Consider the following 21,421-nt stretch of genomic DNA (forward strand, 5'->3'; position numbering starts at 1 on the left):
TACGCTGTAGAATACTTGCCACGGCAAGTCTCTGGTGGCTTGCCACTTAACAGCAAGCCTCACCGACTGCGCGCATGACGACTGACACTGCAATCATGGCCACCCCAGCGGGAGGCCGATGGACTGGAGCCTGATCCTGGTCCTGCTGGCGATGGGCGCCGCCGGCGGGTTTGCGGCCGGCTTGCTGGGCATCGGCGGCGGCATGGTGCTGGTGCCCTTCATCACGATGATCTTCACCGCCAAGCACTTCCCGCCGGACGTGGTGGTGCGCATGGCGATTGCCACCTCGCTCGCCACCATCATGTTCACCTCGCTGTCCTCGGTGCGCGCGCATCATGCGCATGGCGCCGTGCTGTGGCCGATCGTCAAGCTGCTCGCGCCCGGCATCGTGCTCGGCTCCTGGATCGGTCCGTGGCTGGGCAAGCAGCTCGACACCACCGCGCTGGCGCTGGTGTTCGCCCTGTTCGTGGCGTTCTCGGCCACGCAGATGCTGATCGGCGGCAAACCGGCGGGAGCGCGCGAGTTGCCCGGGGCGCCCGGCATGTGTGCCGCCGGCGGCGCCATCGGCGTGGTCTCGGGCGTGGTGGGGGCGGGCGGCGGCTTTATGTCGGTGCCGTTCATGACCTGGTGTAACGTCAAGCTCCATAACGCCGTGGCCACCAGCGCCGCGCTGGGCTTTCCGATCGCGCTGTCGGGCACCCTGTCGAATATCTGGTTCGGCTGGGACCAGGCCGGCCTGCCGCCGTACTCGCTCGGCTATATCTACGTGCCCGCGCTGGCGGTGATCGCCGCCGCCAGCGTGGTGTTCGCGCCGCTGGGCGCGCGCGCCGCGCACCGCATGCCGGTGCAGCAGTTAAAGCGCATCTTCGCCGTTATTCTGTATGCGCTGGCTGCGTATATGCTGTGGAAGGCGTTTCACTGACGCGCTGGCGGTAAGCCCAGGCCAGTATCGCCGCGCCGCCGATGATCATCGGCAGCGACAGCATCTGTCCCGACGTGACCGGCAAGCCGGCCACGCTGATCTGCCAGTCCGGCACGCGGAAATATTCCGTGAAGAAGCGCGCGCAGCCGTACAGCAAGGTGAACATGGCGCCCACCGCCAGGCGCGGCCGGTCCTTGCGCGCATAGATCCACAGCAGCACGAATACCACCAGCCCATCGACGATCATCTGGTACAGCGGCGACGGATGGCGCGGACCCTGCACGCCGGGCCACAGCATGGCCCACGGCAGGCTGGCATCGGCCACGCGGCCCGGCAGTTCGGCGTTGATGAAGTTGCCCATGCGTCCGGCCGCGTAGCCGAGCGGCACCAGCGGCGCGATGAAATCGTAGGCATCGAGCAGATTGCGCTTGGCCTTGCGCGCCCACAGCGCCATGGCCACCAGCACCCCGATGAAGCCGCCGTGGAAGGACATGCCGCCCTGCCAGATCTTGAAGATGGCCGCCGGATCGGCCATGAAGCGGGCCGGCTGGTAAAACAGCACTTCGCCCAGGCGCCCGCCGATGATCACCCCGAGCATGCCGTAGAATAGCATGTCGTCCAGGTCTTCTTTTTTCCAGCCGCGCGCGGCGATGTGGGGCTGCTTGATGCGCACGCGCCCGAGTGCGAGGAACATGGCGAACGCCAGTACATACATCAGCCCGTACCAGTGCACGTGCAGCGGGCCGAGCGAAAAGGCGACGGGGTCAGGCATCGGGTGGGTCAGCATCAGTATTTTTCCTCAGTAAATCCAAAAAACCCTGCAAGACTGGCGAGACAGCGTCGCGCCGCCAGGCCAGCCCGGTTTCCACCTGCGGCGCCGCGTCGCGCAGGGCCCGGTATTCTACGCCGGGCCGCATCAGATTGGACACCGATTGTGGCACAAGTGCCATCCCCATGCCGGCCGACACCAGGCTGACGATGGTCTGCATCTGGATCGCTTCCTGCCCGATCTCGGGGGTGACGCCGGCCGCGCGAAAGCAGGCCAGGATGGCATCGTGCAGGGCCGGAGCGATCGGGCGCGGAAAGATAATCAGCGGCAGCGGCGCCAGTTCCGCCAGCGATACCGGCGCATCGCCGCCGGTGCCGGCCAGGCCGGCCGGCAAGGCGGCGATCAGCGGCTCGGTCAGCACCTTGAGGTAATCGAGTTCCAGGCGCGCCTTGTCCGGCAGCGGCGGGATCAGGAGGCCGGCATCGATGCGCCCATGCAGCAGTTCGTCGATCTGTACGTCCGAGGTGGCTTCCTGCAGCGCGATGCGCACTTGCGGAAAGGCCGCGCGGTAGCTGCGCAGGAAGGGCGGCAGCACGCTGTAATCGGCCGAGGACACGAACGCCAGCGACAGCCGGCCCGCTTCGCCGCCGGCCGCGCGCCGCACCAGCGCGGGCAAGGCGGCGCTGGCGGCCAGGATGCGACGCGCTTCCGGCAGCAGGGCCTGGCCGGCCGGGGTCAGCTCGACGGCGCGGCGGCTGCGCGCGAACAGCGGCGCGCCGAGCAATTCTTCGAGGCCCTGGATGGTTTGCGACAGCGGCGGCTGGGTCATGTGCAGGCGCAGCGCGGCCTTGCCGAAGTGAAGTTCTTCAGCGACGGCGACAAAATAGCGCAACTGGCGCAATTCCAGGTTCATCGATATGCTTTTCCATGTGAAGGTGGTGGTGTGATACGCAGTACGACTCACAGCAATGCAAATGATATATTTGACGCGCGCCCGGGGGCAAGGCATTCTTGCCGCTATCAGATCAAACTCAGATCATCACCGGAGTGAAGCCATGTCAGACCAGCCACGCTACAACCGTCGTTCCCGCAACATCACCGAAGGCGTCTCGCGCAGCCCGAACCGCTCGATGTATTACGCCATGGGCTATGAAACCGAGGATTTCGACAAGCCGATGATCGGCATCGCCAACGGCCACTCGACCATCACGCCATGCAACTCGGGCCTGCAAAAGCTGGCCGACATCGCCATTTCGACCATCAAGGGCGCCGGTGCCAATCCGCAGGTGTTCGGCACGCCGACCATTTCCGACGGCATGTCGATGGGCACCGAAGGCATGAAATATTCGCTCATCTCGCGCGAAGTCATCGCTGACTGCATCGAAACGGCCGTCAACGGCCAGTGGATGGATGGCGTGGTCGTGATCGGCGGCTGCGACAAGAACATGCCGGGCGGAATGATCGCCCTGGCGCGCACCAATGTGCCGGGCATCTATGTGTACGGCGGCACCATCAAGCCGGGCAACTGGAAGGGCAAGGACCTGACCATTGTCTCGGCCTTCGAGGCGGTGGGCGAATTCACGGCCGGGCGCATGTCGAAGGAAGACTTCGACGGCATCGAGCGCAACGCCTGCCCCTCGTCCGGTTCCTGCGGCGGCATGTACACGGCCAACACCATGTCGTCCTCGTTCGAGGCGCTGGGGATGGGCTTGCTGTACTCGTCGACCATGGCCAATCCGGACGACGAAAAGGTCGGCTCGGCCGCCGAATCGGCGCGCGTGCTGGTCGAAGCGGTGAAAAAGGATTTGAAGCCGCGCGACATCATCACCCGCAAATCGATCGAGAACGCCGTCTCGCTGATCATGGCGACTGGCGGTTCGACCAACGCCGTGCTGCACTACCTGGCGATTGCCCATGCGGCCGAAGTCGAATGGACCATCGACGATTTCGAGCGCGTGCGCCAGAAGGTGCCGGTCATCTGCAACCTCAAGCCGTCCGGGCAGTACGTGGCGACCGACCTGCACAAGGCGGGCGGCGTGCCGCAAGTGCTCAAGCTGCTGCTCGACGCCGGCCTGCTGCACGGCGACTGCATGACGATCACCGGCCGCACGATGGCCGAAGAACTGGCCGATATTCCATCGGTACCGGACCCGAAGCAGGATGTTATCCGCACCATCGACAAGGCGCTGTATACGCAGGGGCACCTGGCCATCCTCAAGGGCAATCTGTCGCCGGAAGGCTGCGTGGCCAAGATTACCGGGCTGAAGAATCCAGTGATCACCGGTCCGGCGCGGGTGTTCAACGACGAGTATTCGGCCATGGATGCGATCCTGGCGGACGGCATCAAGGCAGGCGACGTGCTGGTGATGCGTTACCTGGGGCCGAAGGGTGGTCCGGGCATGCCGGAAATGCTGGCGCCGACCGCTGCGCTGATCGGCAAGGGGCTGGGCGAATCGGTGGGCTTGATTACCGACGGCCGCTTTTCGGGCGGGACCTGGGGCATGGTGGTGGGGCACGTGGCGCCGGAAGCCTTCGATGGCGGCACGATTGCGCTGGTGGAAGAGGGCGATTCGGTGACCATCGATGCGCATCAGCAGCTGATCCAGCTGAACGTGAGCGATGAAGAGATTGCGCGCCGCCGCGCCAATTGGGTCAAGCCGGCGCCGAGATATACCCGTGGGGTGCTGGCCAAGTTCGCGGCCTTGGCATCGTCTGCCAGCAAGGGGGCTGTGACGGGGTAATAACTGACAAGTCACCGGAACCGTCGCATCAAAAACCGTCGCCCCCGCCGAGTGCCGCCTTGGCGCGGGGACGACGGCTAATAAGTCATCCGGCATCTACTACTTTGTCTGCGCGGAGCGACGCTCGTCCGCCGCCGCCACGACTCCTACTTCTTGTTGGCCTTCTCAAACGCCTCTTTGACGCGTGCCTTGCGCCGTGCCTCGTCCACGTTGTGGGCTTTTTTCTTGTCCAGGCCAAAAATCTTTTCGACGAACTCGAACCAGATGAAGGCGGCGAACATCAAACCGATCACCCACCACCACGACAACTCGGCAAACCGCCAGACTTCGAAATAGCGCAGGCCCACAAGCGCTGCAATTAATAGTATCAGTGGCATGGCAAACTCCTTTTCATACGCATATCTTACAAACAATTGCCCGCGAGGGGCAGTAAAATCGTGTCGCTGGGCAAATAGCTGGGTCAACCATCCACAGGCTTGACCCGTTATAGAGCGTGTCACCGCCCATTCGTATTGCGGAAACGCGGTAAAATTGCATTCAGTTGTTCACCCTGGAGAAATACATGAAACGGTCCCTGATGTTGTTCACGGTGTTGTCGGCGCTGGCTTCGTCGAGCGCCATGGCAAACGCCGATTTGGCAAAAGCAAAAAATTGTATGGCGTGCCACGCTGTGGCGACCAAGCTGGTCGGACCTGCGTACAAGGACGTTGCGGCAAAGTATGCCGGCCAGAAGGATGCTGAAAGCAAGCTGGTGGGCAAAGTCCTGAAGGGTGGTTCCGGCGCCTGGGGCGCGGTACCGATGCCAGCCAATCCGCAAGTGAGCGAGGCCGAAGCGCACACGCTGATCAAATGGGTCCTGGCCCAGAAATAAACCCTGCTTTCTCAATAAAAAACGCGCTTGCAGCGCGTTTTTTTATGCCGGGCCGCGGCCGAAGCCGCAGCCCGCGTGATTACTTGATGACCGACATTTTGGTCTTCTTGCCGCCCTTGAAGGTGAACATGGTCAGCGCGCCATCCTTGATGTCGCCCTTGTCGTCGAACTGAATCAGGCCGGTCACGCCCTGGTGCTTGATCTTGCGCAGTTCAGGCAGGTATTTGGCCGGCTCGGCCGACTTGGCGTTTTGCATCGCCGCCGCCATGACCATCACCGCGTCGTACACATACGGCGAGTACAGCTGGACATCGGCATTGTTGAAGCGTTTTTTGTAGCGCGCCACAAAGTCGGCCATCGATTTTTCTTGCTCGCCGGTCACGCCGCCCGCTTCGGCGCACGTCACATTGCCTTCGCCTACGCCATCACCAGCCAGGCGCACCAGCGATTCGGTGCAAATCCCGTCGCCGCCCATGAATTTGGCGGTGATGCCCAGCGCCTTCATTTGCTTGAGCATCGGTCCGCCGACCGCATCCATGCCGCCGAAGAAAATCAGGTCCGGCTTCTTGCCCTTGAGCGAGGTCAGGATGGCGGTAAAGTCGGTGGCGGTGGCACTGGTGAATTCCTTGCCAACGACCTTGATCGCAGGATTTTTTTCCTTGGCGCCCTTGAGGAACTCGGTGGCCACACCCTGGCCGTAGGCCGAGCGGTCATCGATGACGGCAATATTGGTGGCCTTCAGGGTATCGACCGCGTAGCGGCCCAGGGTGCCGCCGAGCTTGTTGTCGTTGGCGACCACGCGGAAGGCCGACTTGAAGCCTTGCTTGGTGTACTCGGGAATCGTGGAGGACGGGGAGATCTGGGGAATGCCCGCGTTATGGTAAATCCGCGAGGCCGGTACGGTGGTGCCCGAATTGAGGTGGCCGATCACGCCCTGCACCTTGGCGTCGACCAGCTTCTGCGCCACGGCCGTGCCCTGCTTGGGATCGGCGCCGTCATCTTCCAGCACCAGTTCCAGCTTGACCTTCTTGCCGTTGATCATGAAGCCCTTGGCATTCAATTCTTCCACGGCCATCTTGGCGCCGTTCTCGTTATCCTTGCCCAAGTGCGCACTGGCGCCCGAGATCGGCGCAACGTGGCCGATCTTGACGACGTCCTGGGCGCTGGCGCTGGTGGCAAATGCCATGGCGATTGCGAGTGGAATGAGTTTGGTCGTGAACTGCATGTGCATTCTCCATTGGATTGAAAACAGACAGCGCTGTGGCGCCGTTTCGAAAATTTTGTGTAGGGCAAAAGGTACAACAATTTAAATGCTTCGCAAAGCCGATTGTCAAAATTTAAGGAACAAATGATGGCATCTCACCATAAACGTGCATGCCGGCGTTGCGTGCACGCCGGCATGCGCCGGATTGCCGCTGTTTTGTAAGCAAATGAAAGGCCCTGCCCGGGAGGGCAGGCCGGGGCGACGCTACTGCTGGCTCTGCAGATGGCTCAGTTCCTGGGCGACCGCACGCACCACGATGCTCTCGATGGTGTCTTGCAGGCCGATGCGCAGCTCGGCCGCCAGTCCGGCCACGGCATGCTGGAGTACCTGTTCCAGGCTGTCGCGCAGGCGCTGTTCGAGCACGAAGTCGACTCTTCCCTGGATTTGCTGGAGGATGCGCCCGGACAGGCGGCGTTCGAGCGCCGCCCATTCCGGATCGCTCCAGTCCGCCAGCAGGGGTTCTTGCGCCGCCGCTTGCGCGCCAGGATCGGCTTGCGCCTCGCCCTGGTCAGAAAACAGTTCCGTCAGCACGGGAATATTCGGGTCGAACGGACGAGCCTGGGTCATGACTGGCCTGCGACGAAGTGGGTCAATGGATAGGATTGCTGCTTGTAGGCGACGTAGCGCTTGCGCCCGGCGGCAGCGTCGCTGTCATCGGTGGAAATGATTTCAAACACGCGCTGGAAACGCCCGAGCTGGGCCGGCGTGGCCCGCGTCAGGTTCACCAGCATGTCGTAATGCGGCAGCTCGGCATCGTCCCGGTCGGTGATGATGATGGGCGTGTGCGCGGCCAGCGGGTCGCCGGCCATCACATGCGGCAGAAAATCGGTTTCCGACAAGGTCCACAGGGCCGCGTCCAGCGCCGCCGCCTGCGCCGCATCCTCGGCCAGCAGTACCACTTTGGCGCGGCTGGCATAGGCCTTGCGCGCCAGCCGGCAGGCGTAGCTCAGCTTGTCCGGGATGTTGGTATGGAAATCGATGCGCGTCATCGGCGTGCTCAGAACACGAAGCCGGGCGGGGAAGTCTTTTCCTGCGGCTGCGGCGGACGTTCGGAGTCCTGGGCTGCCTTGGTCTTTTCATCGACTTTCGGCAGCACCGGTTCCGGTGGTGCTGCCGGGGTCGGTTTTGGGAACTGGTACGTTGGCGGCAGGATTTTCTTTTCCGGATAGGACGCCTCGGTCAGCATGGTATTCCATGCGCCGGCTTCAAAACCGGTCGACTTGGCGCGGCCAATCTTGATGAACGGCAGGCGGCCATCGCTGCCAGCTTCCTTGAGCTTGGCTTCGTCGGCCTGGGTTTGCACGGTTTTCTCGGCAAACGGAACGCCGCGCTCTTTCAGGAAGGTGCGGGCCTGGTCGCAAAAATCGCACTTGGCGCGCGTGTAGAGCACCACCGGCTGCGAGCGCACGGCCTGCGCCAGCGCATACGGCAGCGGCACACTGGCCGCGCCGCCGGCGCCAGCCTTGATTTCCACCGGCTTGGTGTTGGCTGGCGGCGGCTGGTCGCTGAAGGTGACCTTGCCCGACGCATCGACCCATTTGTACATCTGCTGTGCACTGGCGCCGCCCGCGCACAGCAGCAGTGCCATCATCGTGCCAGTCATCATTTTTGTTGCTGTCATTACAATTCTCCTGCTGGCACGGTCTTTCAGGACTGCATGCCGCTGTGGCGCAACAGCGCATCGATACTGGGCTCGCGGCCGCGGAAGGCCTTGAACGATTCGAGCGCGGGGCGCGAACCGCCGACGGCCAGTATCTCTTGCTGGAAGCGTTTACCGGTTTCTTCGGACAGGGCTCCGCCGCCCGCCTCGACCGCTTCTTCAAAGGCGGCGTAAGCGTCGGCAGATAATACTTCAGCCCACTTGTAGCTATAGTAACCGGCGGCGTACCCTCCGGCAAAAATATGTCCGAAAGAGTGTTGGAAACGGTTAAATGCAGGCGGCATCATGACCGAAAACTTCTGGCGCACGTCGTTGATCAATTCCTGCACGGTTTGCGCGCTGGCCGGATCGAAATCGTAGTGCAGGTGCATGTCGACCAGCGAAAACTCCACCTGGCGCAGGGTTTGCAGGCCGGACTGGAAGTTCTTGGCGGCCAGCATCTTGTCGTACAGTGCGCGCGGCAGCGGCTCGCCCGTTTTCACGTGGGCCGTCATGTGCGGCAGCACATCCCATTCCCAGCAAAAGTTTTCCATGAATTGCGATGGCAGCTCGACCGCATCCCACTCCACGCCGGAAATGCCGGAGACGGCGATTTCATCGACCTGGGTCAGCATATGATGCAAACCGTGGCCAAATTCGTGGAACAGGGTGGTCACTTCGTCGTGCGTGAACAGCGAGGGCTGCAACTGGCCGTCGACCGTGGCCGGCGGCGTGAAGTTGCAGGTCAGGTAGGCCACCGGCGTTTGCACGGTGCCGCCGGTATGCAGGCGGCGTCCGCGGGCGTCGTCCATCCAGGCGCCGCCGCCCTTGCCGCTGCGCGCATACAGGTCGAGGTAGAACTGGCCGACCAGGGTGCCCTCGCGCTCGATGCGGAAAAAGCGCACGTCCGGATGCCAGACGGCGGCCGTGTCGGGCTTGATCTCGACCGAGAACAGGCTTTGCACCAGGCGGAACAGGCCATCGACGACTTTTGGCTCGGGGAAGTATTCCTTCACTTCCTGGGCCGAGAAGGCATAGCGGCGCTCGCGCAGTTTTTCCGACGCGTAAGCCAGGTCCCAGGCTTCGACCTTGTCGATGCCCAGCTCGTCCTTGGCGAAGGCGCGCAGTTCGGCCAGGTCTTGCTCGGCGAACGGACGCGCGCGGCGTGCCAGGTCTTCCAGGAATTCGATCACGTGCTCGGGACTCTGGGCCATCTTGGGCACCAGCGAGACTTCGGCGAAATTGCGATAGTCGAGCAATTTGGCTTCTTCATCGCGCAATGTCAGCAAACTGGCGATATTGCCGCTGTTATCCCATTTTTCGAGCTCGCTGAACACGGTGCCCAGTTCCGACGCCTTGGTGGCGCTGGCGCGGTAGATCGTTTCGCGCAGTTCGCGCTTGTCGGCAAATTGCAGGATCGGGAAGTAAGACGGGAAGTGCAGCGTGAACTGCCAGCCGGCCTTGCCATCCTTCTCGGCGGCGGCGCGCGCGGCCTGCTTGACGTCGTCCGGGAGGCCGGCCAGGTCGGCCTCAGCCTCGACCATCAGCTTGTAGTCGTTGGTGGCGTCGAGCACGTTTTCGGAGAAGCGGGTCGAGATGCTGGCGTGCTGCTCCTGGATGGCGGCGAAGCGCTCCTTTTTCGACTCGGGCAATTCGGCGCCGCCCAGGCGGAAGTCGCGCAGGGCGTTTTCGACGATGCGCTTGCGCGCCGGCGACAGGCTGTCAAAGGCGCCGCTGGCGCGGATCGCCTTGTATTTGGCGAACAGGGCTTCGTTCTGGGCCAGCGCGGTCCAGAATTCGGTCACTTTCGGCTGGTTGTCGTTGTAGGTGGCGCGCAGTTCGGGCGTGTCCATCACATTATTGAGGTGGCTGACCACGCCCCAGGCGCGGCCCAGCTGTTCGGTCGCTTCTTCGAGCGGGATGACAAAGTTGTCCCATGTCACGTCGTCGGCGGGCGCTTCGAGCTCGGCCACGACCGCGCTCGCATGCGCGATCAACTGGTCGATGGCCGGCGTCACGTGCTCCGGCTGGATGTCGTTAAAACGTGGCAGGTCGCTGAAATCGAGCAGGGGATTGCTGGTATCGGTCGTCATCGTGTTTTCCTCATGTCGTTTTCAATTAAATTGTCAGGCGCGTCGGCTTGCCGCGCCGGCAGGCTGCGCGTTTAGCCGCGCTCGGCCGCTTCGACAGTGTTCATCAGCAGCATGGTAATCGTCATCGGTCCCACGCCGCCCGGCACGGGCGTGATGTGCGAGGCCACTTCGCGCACCGCCGCAGTATCGACATCGCCACACAGTTTGCCGTTATCGTCGCGGTTCATGCCCACATCGATCACGATCGCACCGGGCTTGACCATGTCGGCGGTGAGCGTGTTGCGGCGTCCCACGGCGGCCACGACCACGTCGGCCTGGCGCGTGTGGTGCGCCAGGTCCGGGGTCGCACTATGGCATATGGTCACGCTGGCGTTCGCTTGCAAGAGCAGCAGGGCCATTGGCTTGCCGACCGTGTTGCTGCGGCCGATGACGACCGCATGCTTGCCGCGCAGGTCGTAGCCGGTGCTTTCGATCAGTTTCATGCAGCCGTACGGGGTGCACGGGCGGAAACCCGGCAGGCCGGTCATCAGTTCGCCGGCGCTGAGCACCGAGTAGCCGTCCACGTCTTTCGTGGTCGAGATCGCCTCAATGACCTTGTTCGGATTGATGTGCTTCGGTAGCGGCATCTGCACCAGGATGCCGTGGATGGCCGGATCGGCATTCAGGCTGGCGATGCGGTCCAGCAAGGCGGCTTCGGTCAGGTCGGCATCGTACTTTTCCAGGATCGAATGAAAGCCCACGTCCGCGCACGCCTTGACCTTGTTGCGCACATACACGTGGCTGGCCGGATCTTCCCCCACCAGGATCACCGCCAGCCCAGGCTGCTTGCCTTTGGCGGTCAGGACACTGGCGCGCTGCTTGATTTCTGTGCGTAATTGTTGGGAGAGGAGAACACCATCGATCAGTTGAGCGGACATGATTTTTAGCCGGGAAAAGAGTGGGGAGAAAAGAATGGAACAAAAGCGGGATTATAAAGCCCCTGCTGCTATCGCGTGCCCCCAATCCCCGGAACTCCCCATACTCTTGCATTGAAAGAAAGATGAACTTTACGTTCACGTCAAGTCAAATCCCATAATATGAAACGATATATCGCAATTTGAAAAAGCGGAAAACTACTGTTAGAATTGCTCCACTAAATTTGGGTATTGGTAAATAATCAGCAAAACGTCCGCCGTTGATCTCGATCGGGTAGGGCACTAACAAAGGAGACGCATCAATGTCAGCTCAACTCGACCAGTTGACGGCAGCAGCCGCCAACGATCCCGACACGCTCGAAACCAAGGAGTGGCTCGACGCGCTCGAAGCCGTCATTGAAAATGAAGGCACCGACCGCGCCCACTACCTGATGGAACGCATGGTCGACCTGGCCCGCCGCCGCGGCGCCCACATCCCGTTTTCCAGCAACACCGCCTACGTCAACACCATCCCTACCCACCTCGAAGAACACTGCCCCGGTAACCTGGAGTACGAAGAGCGCCTGCGCTCGTGGATGCGCTGGAACGCGATGGCGATGGTGGTCAAGGCCAACCGCGCCGACGGCGACCTGGGTGGCCACATTTCGAGCTTCGCCTCGCTGGCGAACATGCTCGGCATCGGCTTCAATCACTTCTGGCGCGCCCCGACCGCGGACCATGGCGGCGACCTGCTGTACCTGCAGGGCCACTCCTCGCCTGGCATCTACGCGCGCGCCTTCCTGGAAGGGCGCCTGTCGGAAGACCAGATGCTCAATTTCCGCCGCGAAGTCGACGGCAAGGGCCTGTCCTCGTATCCGCACCCGAAACTGATGCCGACCTTCTGGCAGTTCCCGACCGTCTCGATGGGCCTGGGCCCGCTGATGGCGATCTACCAGGCGCGCTTCCTGAAGTACCTGCACGCGCGTTCGATCGCCGACACCTCCAACCGCAAGGTCTGGGTCTTCTGCGGCGACGGCGAGATGGACGAGCCGGAATCGATGGGCGCGATCGGCATGGCCGCGCGCGAGCGCCTCGACAACCTAGTGATGGTCGTCAACTGCAACCTGCAGCGCCTTGACGGCCCTGTGCGCGGCAATGGCAAGATCATCCAGGAACTCGAAGCGGACTTCCGCGGCGCCGGCTGGAACGTGGTCAAGGTCATCTGGGGCCCGGGCTGGGACGCCCTGCTGGCCAAGGACAAGGAAGGCATCCTGCAGCGCGTGATGATGGAAACCGTCGACGGCGAATACCAGAACTACAAGGCCAAGGACGGCGCCTACGTGCGCAAGAACTTCTTCGGCAAGCATCCGAAGCTGCTGGAAATGGTCGCCAACATGACCGACGACGATATCTGGCGCCTGACCCGTGGTGGTCACGATCCGCACAAGATCTACGCCGCCTTCAAGATCGCGCAAGAAAACAAGGGTACCCCGACCGTCCTGCTGGTGAAAACCGTCAAGGGCTTTGGCATGGGCAAGTCCGGCGAAGCGCGCAACACCGCGCACCAGACCAAGAAGCTCGACGACGAAGCGATCCGTGAAATGCGCGACCGCTTTGCGATCCCGATCCCGGACGACAAGCTGGCCGAGATCCCGTTCTTCAAGCCGGCCGACGATGCGCCGGAAATGGTCTACCTGCACAAGCGCCGCGAACTGCTGGGCGGCTACCTGCCGCAGCGCCGTCCGCAAGCGGCCGAATCGCTGCCGGTGCCTGCGCTCTCCGCATTCCAGAACGTGCTCGACGCGACCGCCGAAGGCCGCGAGATCTCGACCACGCAATCGTTCGTTCGTATCATTTCGACCCTGCTGCGCGACCCGAACCTGGGCCAGCGTATCGTGCCGATCCTGGTCGACGAATCGCGTACCTTCGGCATGGAAGGCCTGTTCCGCCAGATCGGCATTTTCAATCAGCAGGGCCAGTTGTACGAGCCGGTTGATAAAGACCAGGTCATGTACTACCGCGAAGACAAGGCCGGCCAGATTCTGCAGGAAGGCATCAACGAAGCGGGCGGCATGAGCTCGTGGATCGCCGCGGCGACCTCGTACTCGACCAACAACCGGATCATGATCCCGTTCTACACCTTCTACTCGATGTTCGGCATGCAGCGCATCGGCGACCTGGCGTGGGCGGCGGGCGACATGCGCGCGCGCGGCTTCCTGATGGGCGGCACCGCCGGCCGCACGACCTTGAACGGCGAAGGCTTGCAGCACGAAGATGGCCACAGCCACGTGATGGCGGCGACCATTCCTAACTGCCTGCCGTACGATCCGACTTTCGCACACGAAGTCGCGGTCATCGTCCAGGACGGCCTGCGCCGCATGGTGGCGGAACAGGAAGACGTGTTCTACTACATCACGCTGATGAACGAGAACTACGAGCAGCCTGGCCTCACGCCTGGCACGGAAGCGGGCATCCTGAAAGGCATGTACCTCTTGCAGGCGGGCGACGCCTCTGCCGCCCAGCGCGTGCAGCTGATCGGCTCAGGAACCATTTTGCGCGAATCGATCTTTGCGGCCGAACTGCTGCAAAAGGACTTCGGCATTGCGGCCGATGTGTGGTCGGCGCCGTCGCTGACGCTGATCGCCCGTGACGGCCAGGATGCGGAGCGCTGGAGCATGGTCCACCCGCTTGAGGCGCCACGCCTGCCGTATGTCACGCAGCTGATGGAAAAGACCAGCGGTCCGATCATCGCCACGACCGACTACATGCGCCTGTTCGCTGAACAGATCCGCGCGTTCATGCCGATGGGCCGCACCTACAAAGTGCTCGGTACCGATGGTTTCGGCCGTTCCGACAGCCGCGTCAAGCTGCGCGAGTTCTTTGAAGTGAACCGTTACTACATCGTGGTGGCGGCGCTCAAATCGCTGGCCGACGAAGGCGTGATTGCCACTTCGGTGGTGGCTGAGGCGATTGCCAAGTACGGCATCAATCCTGACAAGCCGAATCCGGTGACCCAGTAACTTTGCCACGGTCTCGTCGCTCCCGCGCAGGCGGGAGCCCATAGCACCTTCGCCGCATCGGCGTGGTATGGGCTCCTGCCGGCGCGGGAGCGAGGTGATGCGACTAAACGAATAAGAACGGAGTAAACGCTATGAGCATTGTGGAAGTCAAAGTCCCGGACATCGGCGACTTCAAGGAAGTCGAAGTCATCGAACTGATGGTCAAGCCGGGCGATACCATCAAGGTCGACCAGTCGCTGATCACGGTCGAATCCGACAAGGCCAGCATGGAGATCCCATCGAGCCACGCAGGCGTGGTCAAGGAACTCAAAATCAAAGTCGGTGACAAGGTCGCCGAAGGCGCTCTGTTGCTGATCCTCGAAAGCGATGACGCGGCTACCGCACCGGCAGCCGCACCTGCCGCCGCCGCAGCAGCACCAGCAGCAGCGCAAGCAGCCGCTCCGGCGCCTGCCGCCGCACCAGCCGCAGCTCCGGCACCGGTCGCAGCCCCGGCACCAGCCGCCGCAGCCGCACCAGCCCAATCGAACGCCAAGGCCCACGCCTCGCCATCGATCCGCAAGTTCGCGCGCGAACTCGGCGTCGACCTGCTGCGCGTCGCTGGCAGCGGACCGAAAGGCCGCATCACCCAGCAAGACGTGCAGAACTTCGTCAAGGGCGTGCTCGCGAGCGAGTCGCCAGGCAACGGCAGCAAGGCGTCTGGCGGTTCCGGCGTGGGTCTCGACCTGCTGCCATGGCCATCGCTCGACTTCAGCAAATTCGGCCCGACCGAACTGCTGCCGCTGTCGCGCATCAAGAAAATCAGTGGCCCGAACCTGCACCGCAACTGGGTGATGATCCCGCACGTGACGCAGTTCGACGAATCCGACGTGACCGACCTCGAACAGTTCCGCGTCGATTCGAACGCCGCGCTGGCCAAGGCCAAGTCGACCGTCAAGCTGACCATGCTCGCTTTCGTGATCAAGGCCAGCGTCGCCGCGCTCAAGAAATACCCGGCGTTCAACGCATCGATCGACGCCACCGGCGCCAACCTGATTCTCAAGCAGTACTACAACATCGGCTTCGCGGCCGATACCCCGAACGGCCTGATGGTCCCGGTCATCAAGGACGCCGACAAGAAATCGATCTCGCAGATCGCCGTCGAAATGGGCGAGCTGTCGGCCCAGGCGCGCGACGGCAAGCTCAGTCCCGCCAACATGCAGGGCGCGACCTTCACCATCTCGTCGCTTGGCGGCATTGGCGGCACGGCTTTCACGCCGATCATCAACGCACCGGAAGTGGCGATCCTTGGCCTGTCCAAGTCGTCCATGAAGCCGGTGTGGGACGGCGCGGCATTCCAGCCACGCCTGATGCTGCCGCTGTCGCTGTCCTACGACCACCGCGTGATCGACGGTGCCATGGCCGCGCGCTTCACCGCATATCTGGCCGAAGTCATGGCCGATCTGCGCAAGACCTTGTTATAAGGACGACACAGCGATGAGCACAATCGAGGTAAAAGTACCGAATATCGGCGACTTCAAGGAAGTTGAAGTCATTGAAGTGATGATCAAGGTGGGCGACACGATCAAGGTCGACCAGTCCCTGATCACCGTCGAATCCGACAAGGCCAGCATGGAAATCCCGGCCAGCCACGCCGGCGTGGTCAAGGAAATCAAGGTCAAGGTGGGTGACAAGATCGCCGAAGGCTCGATGCTGCTGGTGCTCGACGAAGCCGGTGGCGCAGCCGCGGCGCCTGCCGCTGCCGCTCCTGCTGCGGCCGCGCCGGCTCCTGCCGAATCGCAGGCGCCTGTGCATCCGACGGCGCCAGCGGCGCCAAGCGCCGCAGCACCTGCGCCGACCATGGCCAAGTATGACGGCAAGGTCGACATCGAATGCGAGATGATGGTGCTGGGCGCGGGTCCCGGCGGCTACTCGGCGGCGTTCCGTTCGGCCGACCTGGGCATGAACACGGTGCTGATCGAGCGTTACGCATCGCTCGGCGGCGTGTGCCTGAACGTTGGTTGCATTCCATCGAAAGCGCTGTTGCACGTGGCCGCCGTGATCGATGAAACGCAAGCCATGTCCAAGCACGGCATCAGCTTCGCCAAGCCGGAAATCGACATCGACCAGCTGCGCGCCTACAAGGACAAGGTCATCACCAAGATGACCACGGGCCTGGCCGGCATGGCCAAGATGCGCAAGGTCAATGTGGTGCAGGGCGTCGGCCAGTTCGTCAGCGCCAACCACATTGAAGTGACCGCCGCCGACGGCAGCAAGAAGGTAGTCCAGTTCCAGAAGGCGATCATCGCCGCTGGTTCGGCTGTCGTCAATTTGCCGTTCGTGCCGAAAGATCCGCGCATCGTCGATTCGACCGGTGCGCTGGAACTGCGCCAGATCCCGAAACGCATGCTGGTCATCGGCGGCGGCATCATCGGCCTGGAAATGGCGACGGTGTACTCGACCCTCGGTGCGCGCATCGACGTGGTCGAAATGCTCGATGGCCTGATGCAGGGCGCCGACCGTGACATGGTCAAGGTCTGGCAGAAGTTCAACGAGAAGCGCTTCGACAAGGTCATGACCAAGACCAAGACGGTGGCCGTGGAAGCGCTGGAAGAGGGCATCAAGGTCTCGTTTGAAGCGGCCGAAGCCGGCGTGACCGCGCCCGAGCCGCAGATCTACGACATGGTGCTCGTTGCCGTCGGCCGCAGCCCGAACGGCGGCAAGATCGCCGCCGACAAGGCTGGCGTGACGGTTACCGACCGCGGTTTCATTCCGGTCGATGCGCAGATGCGCACCAACGTGCCGCATATCTTCGCCATCGGCGACCTGGTGGGCCAGCCGATGCTGGCGCACAAGGCGGTGCATGAAGCGCACGTTGCTGCCGAAGCGGCGCATGGCGAGAAGGCCTTCTTCGACGTCAAGGTGATCCCGTCGGTGGCCTATACCGATCCGGAAGTGGCATGGGTCGGCATTACCGAAGACGAGGCGAAAGCCAAGGGCATCAAGCTGGAGAAGGGGCACTTCCCATGGGCTGCGAGCGGCCGCGCGGTTGCCAATGGCCGCGACGAGGGCTTCACCAAGCTGCTGTTCGACGCCGAGACGCACCGGATTGTCGGTGGCGGCATCGTCGGCACGCATGCGGGCGACATGATCGGTGAAATCGCGCTGGCGATCGAGATGGGTGCTGATGGCATCGATATCGGCAAGACGATTCACCCGCATCCGACCCTGGGCGAATCGATCGGCATGGCGGCCGAAGTGTATGAAGGCGTGTGCACGGACTTGCCGCCGGTGCGCAGGAAGTAACAGCCGCAATGAGAAAAAGCCCCGTTCACGCCATGCGTCAACGGGGCTTTTTTTGTCGGGAACGACGGTTTTTGGTTTAGCGATATCTCTTAGTGAAAACTCACCCACCGTGCAGGAATCTCAATATTCCCCGAGCGCGCGGCAGCCGCATACGCGTGCATCTCCGCGACCACCGCTTCGAGTTGTTCCATATTCGGGTTTTCCAGAAAACCCTTCATTCGTTCATTCAGTGACGCTTGCTGGTCATGCCATTCGTAGCGAGCAGACTTGCTCATACATCCTCCTTGAAAGATTCAACTTTGCCAGAAATGATGCACCACTTCGGTGCGATGACGCACATTCTCCCTGGCACACGCAGCGCTCAAGGCGCTTGCAGAACACTGCGATAAAACAGATCCAGACGCTGCTCCAGCGCCTTCACCACATCTTCGCGTGCCTGCGGCGCCGGTTGAAACAAAAACCGCCCGAAGTATTCGCCCTGCACGCAGTTCAGCAAAAACGTCGGAATCAATTCCAGCGCAAGATCCTCGCGCAGCTGGACCCGGATATCCGGCCGTGCGAAATAACGCATCAGCATCTCGCGCGTCTGGCGCGGACCGGCTTCGTAAAACGATGCCGACAATTCCGGATTCGACGCCGCTTCCGCAATCACCATGCGCTGCATGCTTAACGCTTCCGGTGCGCTGATCATGTCGAAAAACTGCAGGCTGAATTCGGAGACGACCTGCTTGAGCGGACGCATGTCGCGCTCCACCTCGCTGGCAGTAAAAAAGCGGCTGCGGTTGGCCATCAGCACCGCCTGGAACAAGCCTGCCTTGCCGCCGAACTTGACGTAAATCGTGCGCACCGCCACATGGGCTTCGCGCGCAATGGTTTCCAGGCTGACCTTGCCATAGCCATGCTTGAGCATCAACTGGCCGGCGGTCTCGATCAGATTGTTGTGGCGCGCTTCGAGCTCGCAAGCGCGCGGCCGGCCCGCCGATTTGGCGGCCGGTAAAGGTGGGGCAGGGATGGCTGTCATCATGCCGCCACTCTAATTCAAACGAAAATGAAATGCAACCGTTTCATTTCTTGACTTGGCGAAATGCATAGGGAATAATGACCCTACCCCATTTCATTATCGGAGCAGTACCATGTCGCAAGCACAAGCCAAGGCCGAGCCACAAGCCCTCGCCGCCGTTCCACCCGTCCAGGCGCCCGCCTCGACCCCGCCCAACTGGCGCGTGCGCGGTATTCTGGCCTTGATCGCCCTGCTGGCGATCGGCGGCGGTGGCCGCATGTGGTACCGCAGCACCCATTTCGTCGAAACCGAGAACGCCTATGTATCCGGCCACGTGCACCCGGTATCGGCCCGCATTGCCGGCGTGGTGACCAAGGTGCTGGTGGAAGACAACCAGAGCGTCAAGGCCGGCGACGTGATCGCCGAACTCGATCCGGCCGACCAGCGCGTCAAGGTCGAACAGATCCAGGCGCAGATCGCCAGCGCCCAGCAGCAGGTGCTGCAGGCCGACGCCCAGGTCGAACAGGTGCGCGCGCAGGCCGCCGCCGCCTCGGCCCAGGTGCTGCAATCGGAAGCGCAGCTGCTGCGCGCCAAACAGGATGCCGAGCGTTTCGGCCAGTTGTACACCTCGCAGATGAAAGCCGTCTCGAAAGCCGAACTCGATGCCGCCAACGCCGGCCGCGCCGGTGCGGTGGCCGACGTGTCGGCACGGCGCGGCACCGTGGTCGCGGCCCAGGCCCAGATTACCGCCGCCGGCGCCGCGCGCGATGTCGTCAAGGCCCAGATCAAGGTGCTGCAAACCCAGTTGAAGGACGCCCAGCAGCAGCTGGCCTACAACCGCATCGTGGCGCCGGTCGACGGCCGCCTGGGCCGCCGCAGCGTGGAAGTGGGCGCGCGCGTCCAGCCAGGCCAGCAGCTCGCCGCCATCGTGCAGGACGACGTCTGGATTACCGCCAATTTCAAGGAAACCCAGTTGGCCGGCCTTCAGCCCGGCCAGTCGGTCCATGTGGTGATCGACGCCATGCCGAAGCATCCGCTGGTCGGCCGCATCGACAGCTTCTCGCCGGCGTCGGGCAACCAGTTCGCGCTGCTGCCGGCCGATAACGCCACCGGAAACTTCACCAAGATCGTCCAGCGCGTGCCGGTCAAGATCGTATTGCGTGCCGAAGACGTCAAGGCCCTGCAAGGCCGCCTGGTGCCGGGCATGTCGGCACTGGCCGAAGTCGAACTCGATCAAGCCGTCCCCGCCACCAAGACCGCGACTGCCCCAGCCGCCGCCCCCGCAGCCCACTAAGCATATTTCATGAGCAGCCCGACCAACACCATGACCGCCGGGAGAATGGCGGCAGCGCCGCCGATCTCCGAAAAGGTCGACCTGCGCACCTGGATCGCCGTCGCCGCCGGCATGCTGGGCGCCTTCATGGCGATCCTGGACATCCAGATCACCAATGCCTCGCTCAGGGACATCCTGGGCACCCTCTCGGCCACCCAGGAAGAGGGTTCGTGGATTTCCACCGCCTACCTGTGCGCCGAAATCGTCGTCATCCCGATGACCGCGCTGCTGGCGCGCGTGTTCGGCATGCGCACGTACATGATGGGCACCACCGCGCTGTTCCTGGTGTTCTCGACCCTGTGCGGCACCGCCTGGAACCTGGAAAGCATGATCGTATTCCGCGCGCTGCAGGGCTTTACCGGCGGCGCCCTGATTCCCATGGCGATGACCCTGGTCATGGCCAAGCTGCCGGCCTCGCGCCGTTCGATCGGCATGGCCATTTTCGGCTTGACCGCGACCCTGGCGCCGGCCATGGGCCCGACCCTGGGCGGCTTCCTGTCCGAAATCTACGGCTGGCCATCGATCTTCTATATCAACTGGGTGCCCGGACTGCTGCTGATCGGCGGCATCTGGTGGGGCCTGGACCGCAGCCCCAGCGACCTGCGCCTGCTGGTCAAGGCCGACTGGCTCGGCATCGCCATGATGGCCATGGGCCTCGGCTGCCTGACCATCTTCCTCGAAGAGGGCAATTCGAAAGACTGGTTCGATTCCAACTTCATCATCCTGTTCGCGGCCCTGTCGCTGATTGGCCTGGTGGGGTGGGCCGCCACCAGCCTGACGCGCCCCGATCCGTTCGTGAACCTGCGCCTGTACGGCCAGCGCAATTTCATCGTCGCCACCATTCTGTCGGCGGTGATCGGCATGGGTCTGTACGGTTCCTCGTTCCTGCTGCCGCTGTACCTGGGCCAGATCGCCGGCTACACCCCGATGCAGATCGGTGAAGTCATCATGTGGGCCGGCCTGCCGCAACTGTTCATCATGCCGTTTGCCGCCGCGCTGTCGTCCAAGGTCGACAACCGCATCCTGTGCTCGATCGGCCTGACCCTGTTTGGAATTTCGTGCCTGATGAATTCGCACATGGATGCGAGCACCGGGTACGACCAGCTGTTCTGGTCTCAGGTCGTGCGCGCCCTGGGCCAGCCTTTCATCATGCTGACCTTGTCGAGCTTCGCGATGCATAAAATCGCCCCGGCCGATACTTCGTCGGCATCGAGCCTGTTCAACATGACGCGTAACCTGGGCGGCTCGATCGGCATCGCCATGCTGGCCACCACGCTCACCAACCGCGAGCACTTCCACTCGGCGATCATCGGCCAGTCGGTCACCGCCATGTCGGCCCCGGTCCAGCAACGCCTGGACCAGCTGACCCAGGCGTTTGTCGCCAGCGGCATCGATCCCGCCACCGCCGCCAACCAGGCGCTGTCGGTGATCGACCGCGTGGTGCGGCGCGAAGCCTATGTCATGGCCTATAACGATGGCTTTGTCATCATGGCCGTATTCCTGTTCGCTTGCGTCGGCGCGCTGCTGTTCGCCGACAACGTCAAAGCCCCGTCCGGTCCCGGCGCGGGCGCTCATTAAAGTAGGGAGAATCACC

Annotated in this window: 19 protein-coding genes; 8 read left to right on the forward strand and 11 right to left on the reverse strand. The window is 62.7% G+C overall.

The window, feature by feature from the left end; genetic code table 11:
* The first annotated feature begins 118 nt into the window (after positions 1-118).
* A complete protein-coding gene (locus tag F2P44_RS06410; RefSeq protein ID WP_167085871.1) occupies positions 119-922 on the forward strand; it encodes a sulfite exporter TauE/SafE family protein in 804 nt (267 codons plus the stop codon).
* On the opposite strand, the gene lgt is transcribed toward F2P44_RS06410, so the two are convergent.
* Together lgt and F2P44_RS06420 are read right to left on the reverse strand one after the other, a co-directional pair.
* Positions 873-1,709 carry a prolipoprotein diacylglyceryl transferase gene (lgt, locus tag F2P44_RS06415; RefSeq protein ID WP_167085872.1) on the reverse strand — a complete coding sequence of 279 codons (837 nt, stop codon included), beginning with the start codon at positions 1,707-1,709 and terminating at the stop codon, positions 873-875. The two genes, F2P44_RS06410 and lgt, sit on opposite strands and share 50 nt — an antisense overlap.
* Positions 1,687-2,604 (reverse strand): LysR family transcriptional regulator, encoded by a 918-nt coding sequence (locus tag F2P44_RS06420; protein ID WP_167085873.1) that lies wholly within the window; start codon positions 2,602-2,604, stop codon positions 1,687-1,689. The genes lgt and F2P44_RS06420 overlap by 23 nt, the downstream gene beginning before the upstream one ends.
* Before the next feature lie 142 nt (positions 2,605-2,746).
* Between F2P44_RS06420 and ilvD the strand changes: the two genes are divergently transcribed.
* Complete coding sequence (gene ilvD, locus F2P44_RS06425) at positions 2,747-4,432, forward strand: dihydroxy-acid dehydratase (protein WP_167085874.1); 1,686 nt, start codon at positions 2,747-2,749, stop codon at positions 4,430-4,432.
* Between the two features lie 146 nt (positions 4,433-4,578).
* Here the strand turns inward: ilvD and F2P44_RS06430 are convergent, their stop codons facing one another.
* Positions 4,579-4,809: a TIGR04438 family Trp-rich protein gene (locus F2P44_RS06430; protein WP_167085875.1), complete on the reverse strand. Its 231-nt coding sequence runs from the start codon at positions 4,807-4,809 to the stop codon at positions 4,579-4,581.
* A 185-nt stretch (positions 4,810-4,994) separates the two neighbouring features.
* Here F2P44_RS06430 and F2P44_RS06435 point away from each other — a divergent pair, with 185 nt between their 5' ends.
* Entirely contained in the window at positions 4,995-5,303 is a 309-nt protein-coding gene (locus F2P44_RS06435) for a c-type cytochrome (RefSeq protein WP_167085924.1), read from the forward strand.
* Between the two features lie 79 nt (positions 5,304-5,382).
* Here the strand turns inward: F2P44_RS06435 and F2P44_RS06440 are convergent, their stop codons facing one another.
* The 6 genes from F2P44_RS06440 to folD form a co-directional block, all read right to left on the reverse strand.
* Positions 5,383-6,528: a branched-chain amino acid ABC transporter substrate-binding protein gene (locus F2P44_RS06440; protein WP_167085876.1), complete on the reverse strand. Its 1,146-nt coding sequence runs from the start codon at positions 6,526-6,528 to the stop codon at positions 5,383-5,385.
* A 243-nt stretch (positions 6,529-6,771) separates the two neighbouring features.
* A complete protein-coding gene (locus F2P44_RS06445) occupies positions 6,772-7,134 on the reverse strand; it encodes a DUF2486 family protein (protein WP_167085877.1) in 363 nt (120 codons plus the stop codon).
* Positions 7,131-7,556, reverse strand: a complete 426-nt coding sequence (locus F2P44_RS06450) for a DNA polymerase III subunit chi (RefSeq protein WP_167085878.1) — start codon at positions 7,554-7,556, stop codon at positions 7,131-7,133. Before F2P44_RS06450 ends, F2P44_RS06445 begins: the two co-directional genes overlap by 4 nt.
* 8 nt (positions 7,557-7,564) lie before the next feature.
* Positions 7,565-8,188 (reverse strand): glutaredoxin family protein, encoded by a 624-nt coding sequence (locus tag F2P44_RS06455; protein ID WP_167085879.1) that lies wholly within the window; start codon positions 8,186-8,188, stop codon positions 7,565-7,567.
* Positions 8,189-8,214: 26 nt separating this feature from the next.
* A complete protein-coding gene (locus F2P44_RS06460) occupies positions 8,215-10,299 on the reverse strand; it encodes a M3 family metallopeptidase (RefSeq protein ID WP_167085880.1) in 2,085 nt (694 codons plus the stop codon).
* Positions 10,300-10,370: 71 nt separating this feature from the next.
* A complete protein-coding gene (folD, locus tag F2P44_RS06465) occupies positions 10,371-11,216 on the reverse strand; it encodes a bifunctional methylenetetrahydrofolate dehydrogenase/methenyltetrahydrofolate cyclohydrolase FolD (protein ID WP_167085881.1) in 846 nt (281 codons plus the stop codon).
* Between the two features lie 299 nt (positions 11,217-11,515).
* Here folD and aceE point away from each other — a divergent pair, with 299 nt between their 5' ends.
* The 3 genes from aceE (at position 11,516) to lpdA (ending at position 17,494) form a co-directional block, all read left to right on the forward strand.
* On the forward strand, positions 11,516-14,212 hold the full coding sequence (aceE, locus tag F2P44_RS06470; RefSeq protein ID WP_167085882.1) for a pyruvate dehydrogenase (acetyl-transferring), homodimeric type: 2,697 nt from the start codon (positions 11,516-11,518) through the stop codon (positions 14,210-14,212).
* A gap of 131 nt (positions 14,213-14,343) precedes the next feature.
* Entirely contained in the window at positions 14,344-15,672 is a 1,329-nt protein-coding gene (gene aceF / locus F2P44_RS06475) for a dihydrolipoyllysine-residue acetyltransferase (RefSeq protein WP_167085883.1), read from the forward strand.
* A 13-nt stretch (positions 15,673-15,685) separates the two neighbouring features.
* Positions 15,686-17,494: a dihydrolipoyl dehydrogenase gene (gene lpdA / locus F2P44_RS06480; protein ID WP_167085884.1), complete on the forward strand. Its 1,809-nt coding sequence runs from the start codon at positions 15,686-15,688 to the stop codon at positions 17,492-17,494.
* An 89-nt stretch (positions 17,495-17,583) separates the two neighbouring features.
* On the opposite strand, the gene F2P44_RS06485 is transcribed toward lpdA, so the two are convergent.
* Positions 17,584-17,769, reverse strand: coding sequence for a hypothetical protein (locus F2P44_RS06485; RefSeq protein ID WP_099875462.1), 186 nt, complete (start codon positions 17,767-17,769; stop codon positions 17,584-17,586).
* Positions 17,770-17,855: 86 nt separating this feature from the next.
* Complete coding sequence (locus F2P44_RS06490; RefSeq protein WP_229423417.1) at positions 17,856-18,518, reverse strand: TetR/AcrR family transcriptional regulator; 663 nt, start codon at positions 18,516-18,518, stop codon at positions 17,856-17,858.
* Between the two features lie 109 nt (positions 18,519-18,627).
* Here F2P44_RS06490 and F2P44_RS06495 point away from each other — a divergent pair, with 109 nt between their 5' ends.
* Positions 18,628-19,788 carry an HlyD family secretion protein gene (locus F2P44_RS06495; RefSeq protein ID WP_167085885.1) on the forward strand — a complete coding sequence of 387 codons (1,161 nt, stop codon included), beginning with the start codon at positions 18,628-18,630 and terminating at the stop codon, positions 19,786-19,788.
* Between the two features lie 9 nt (positions 19,789-19,797).
* Entirely contained in the window at positions 19,798-21,405 is a 1,608-nt protein-coding gene (locus F2P44_RS06500) for a DHA2 family efflux MFS transporter permease subunit (protein WP_167085886.1), read from the forward strand.
* The last annotated feature ends 16 nt before the right edge of the window (positions 21,406-21,421 follow it).

Origin of the sequence: Massilia frigida (assembly GCF_011682175.1) — a bacterium.
Classification (GTDB): Bacteria; Pseudomonadota; Gammaproteobacteria; order Burkholderiales; family Burkholderiaceae_D; genus Telluria_A; species Telluria_A frigida.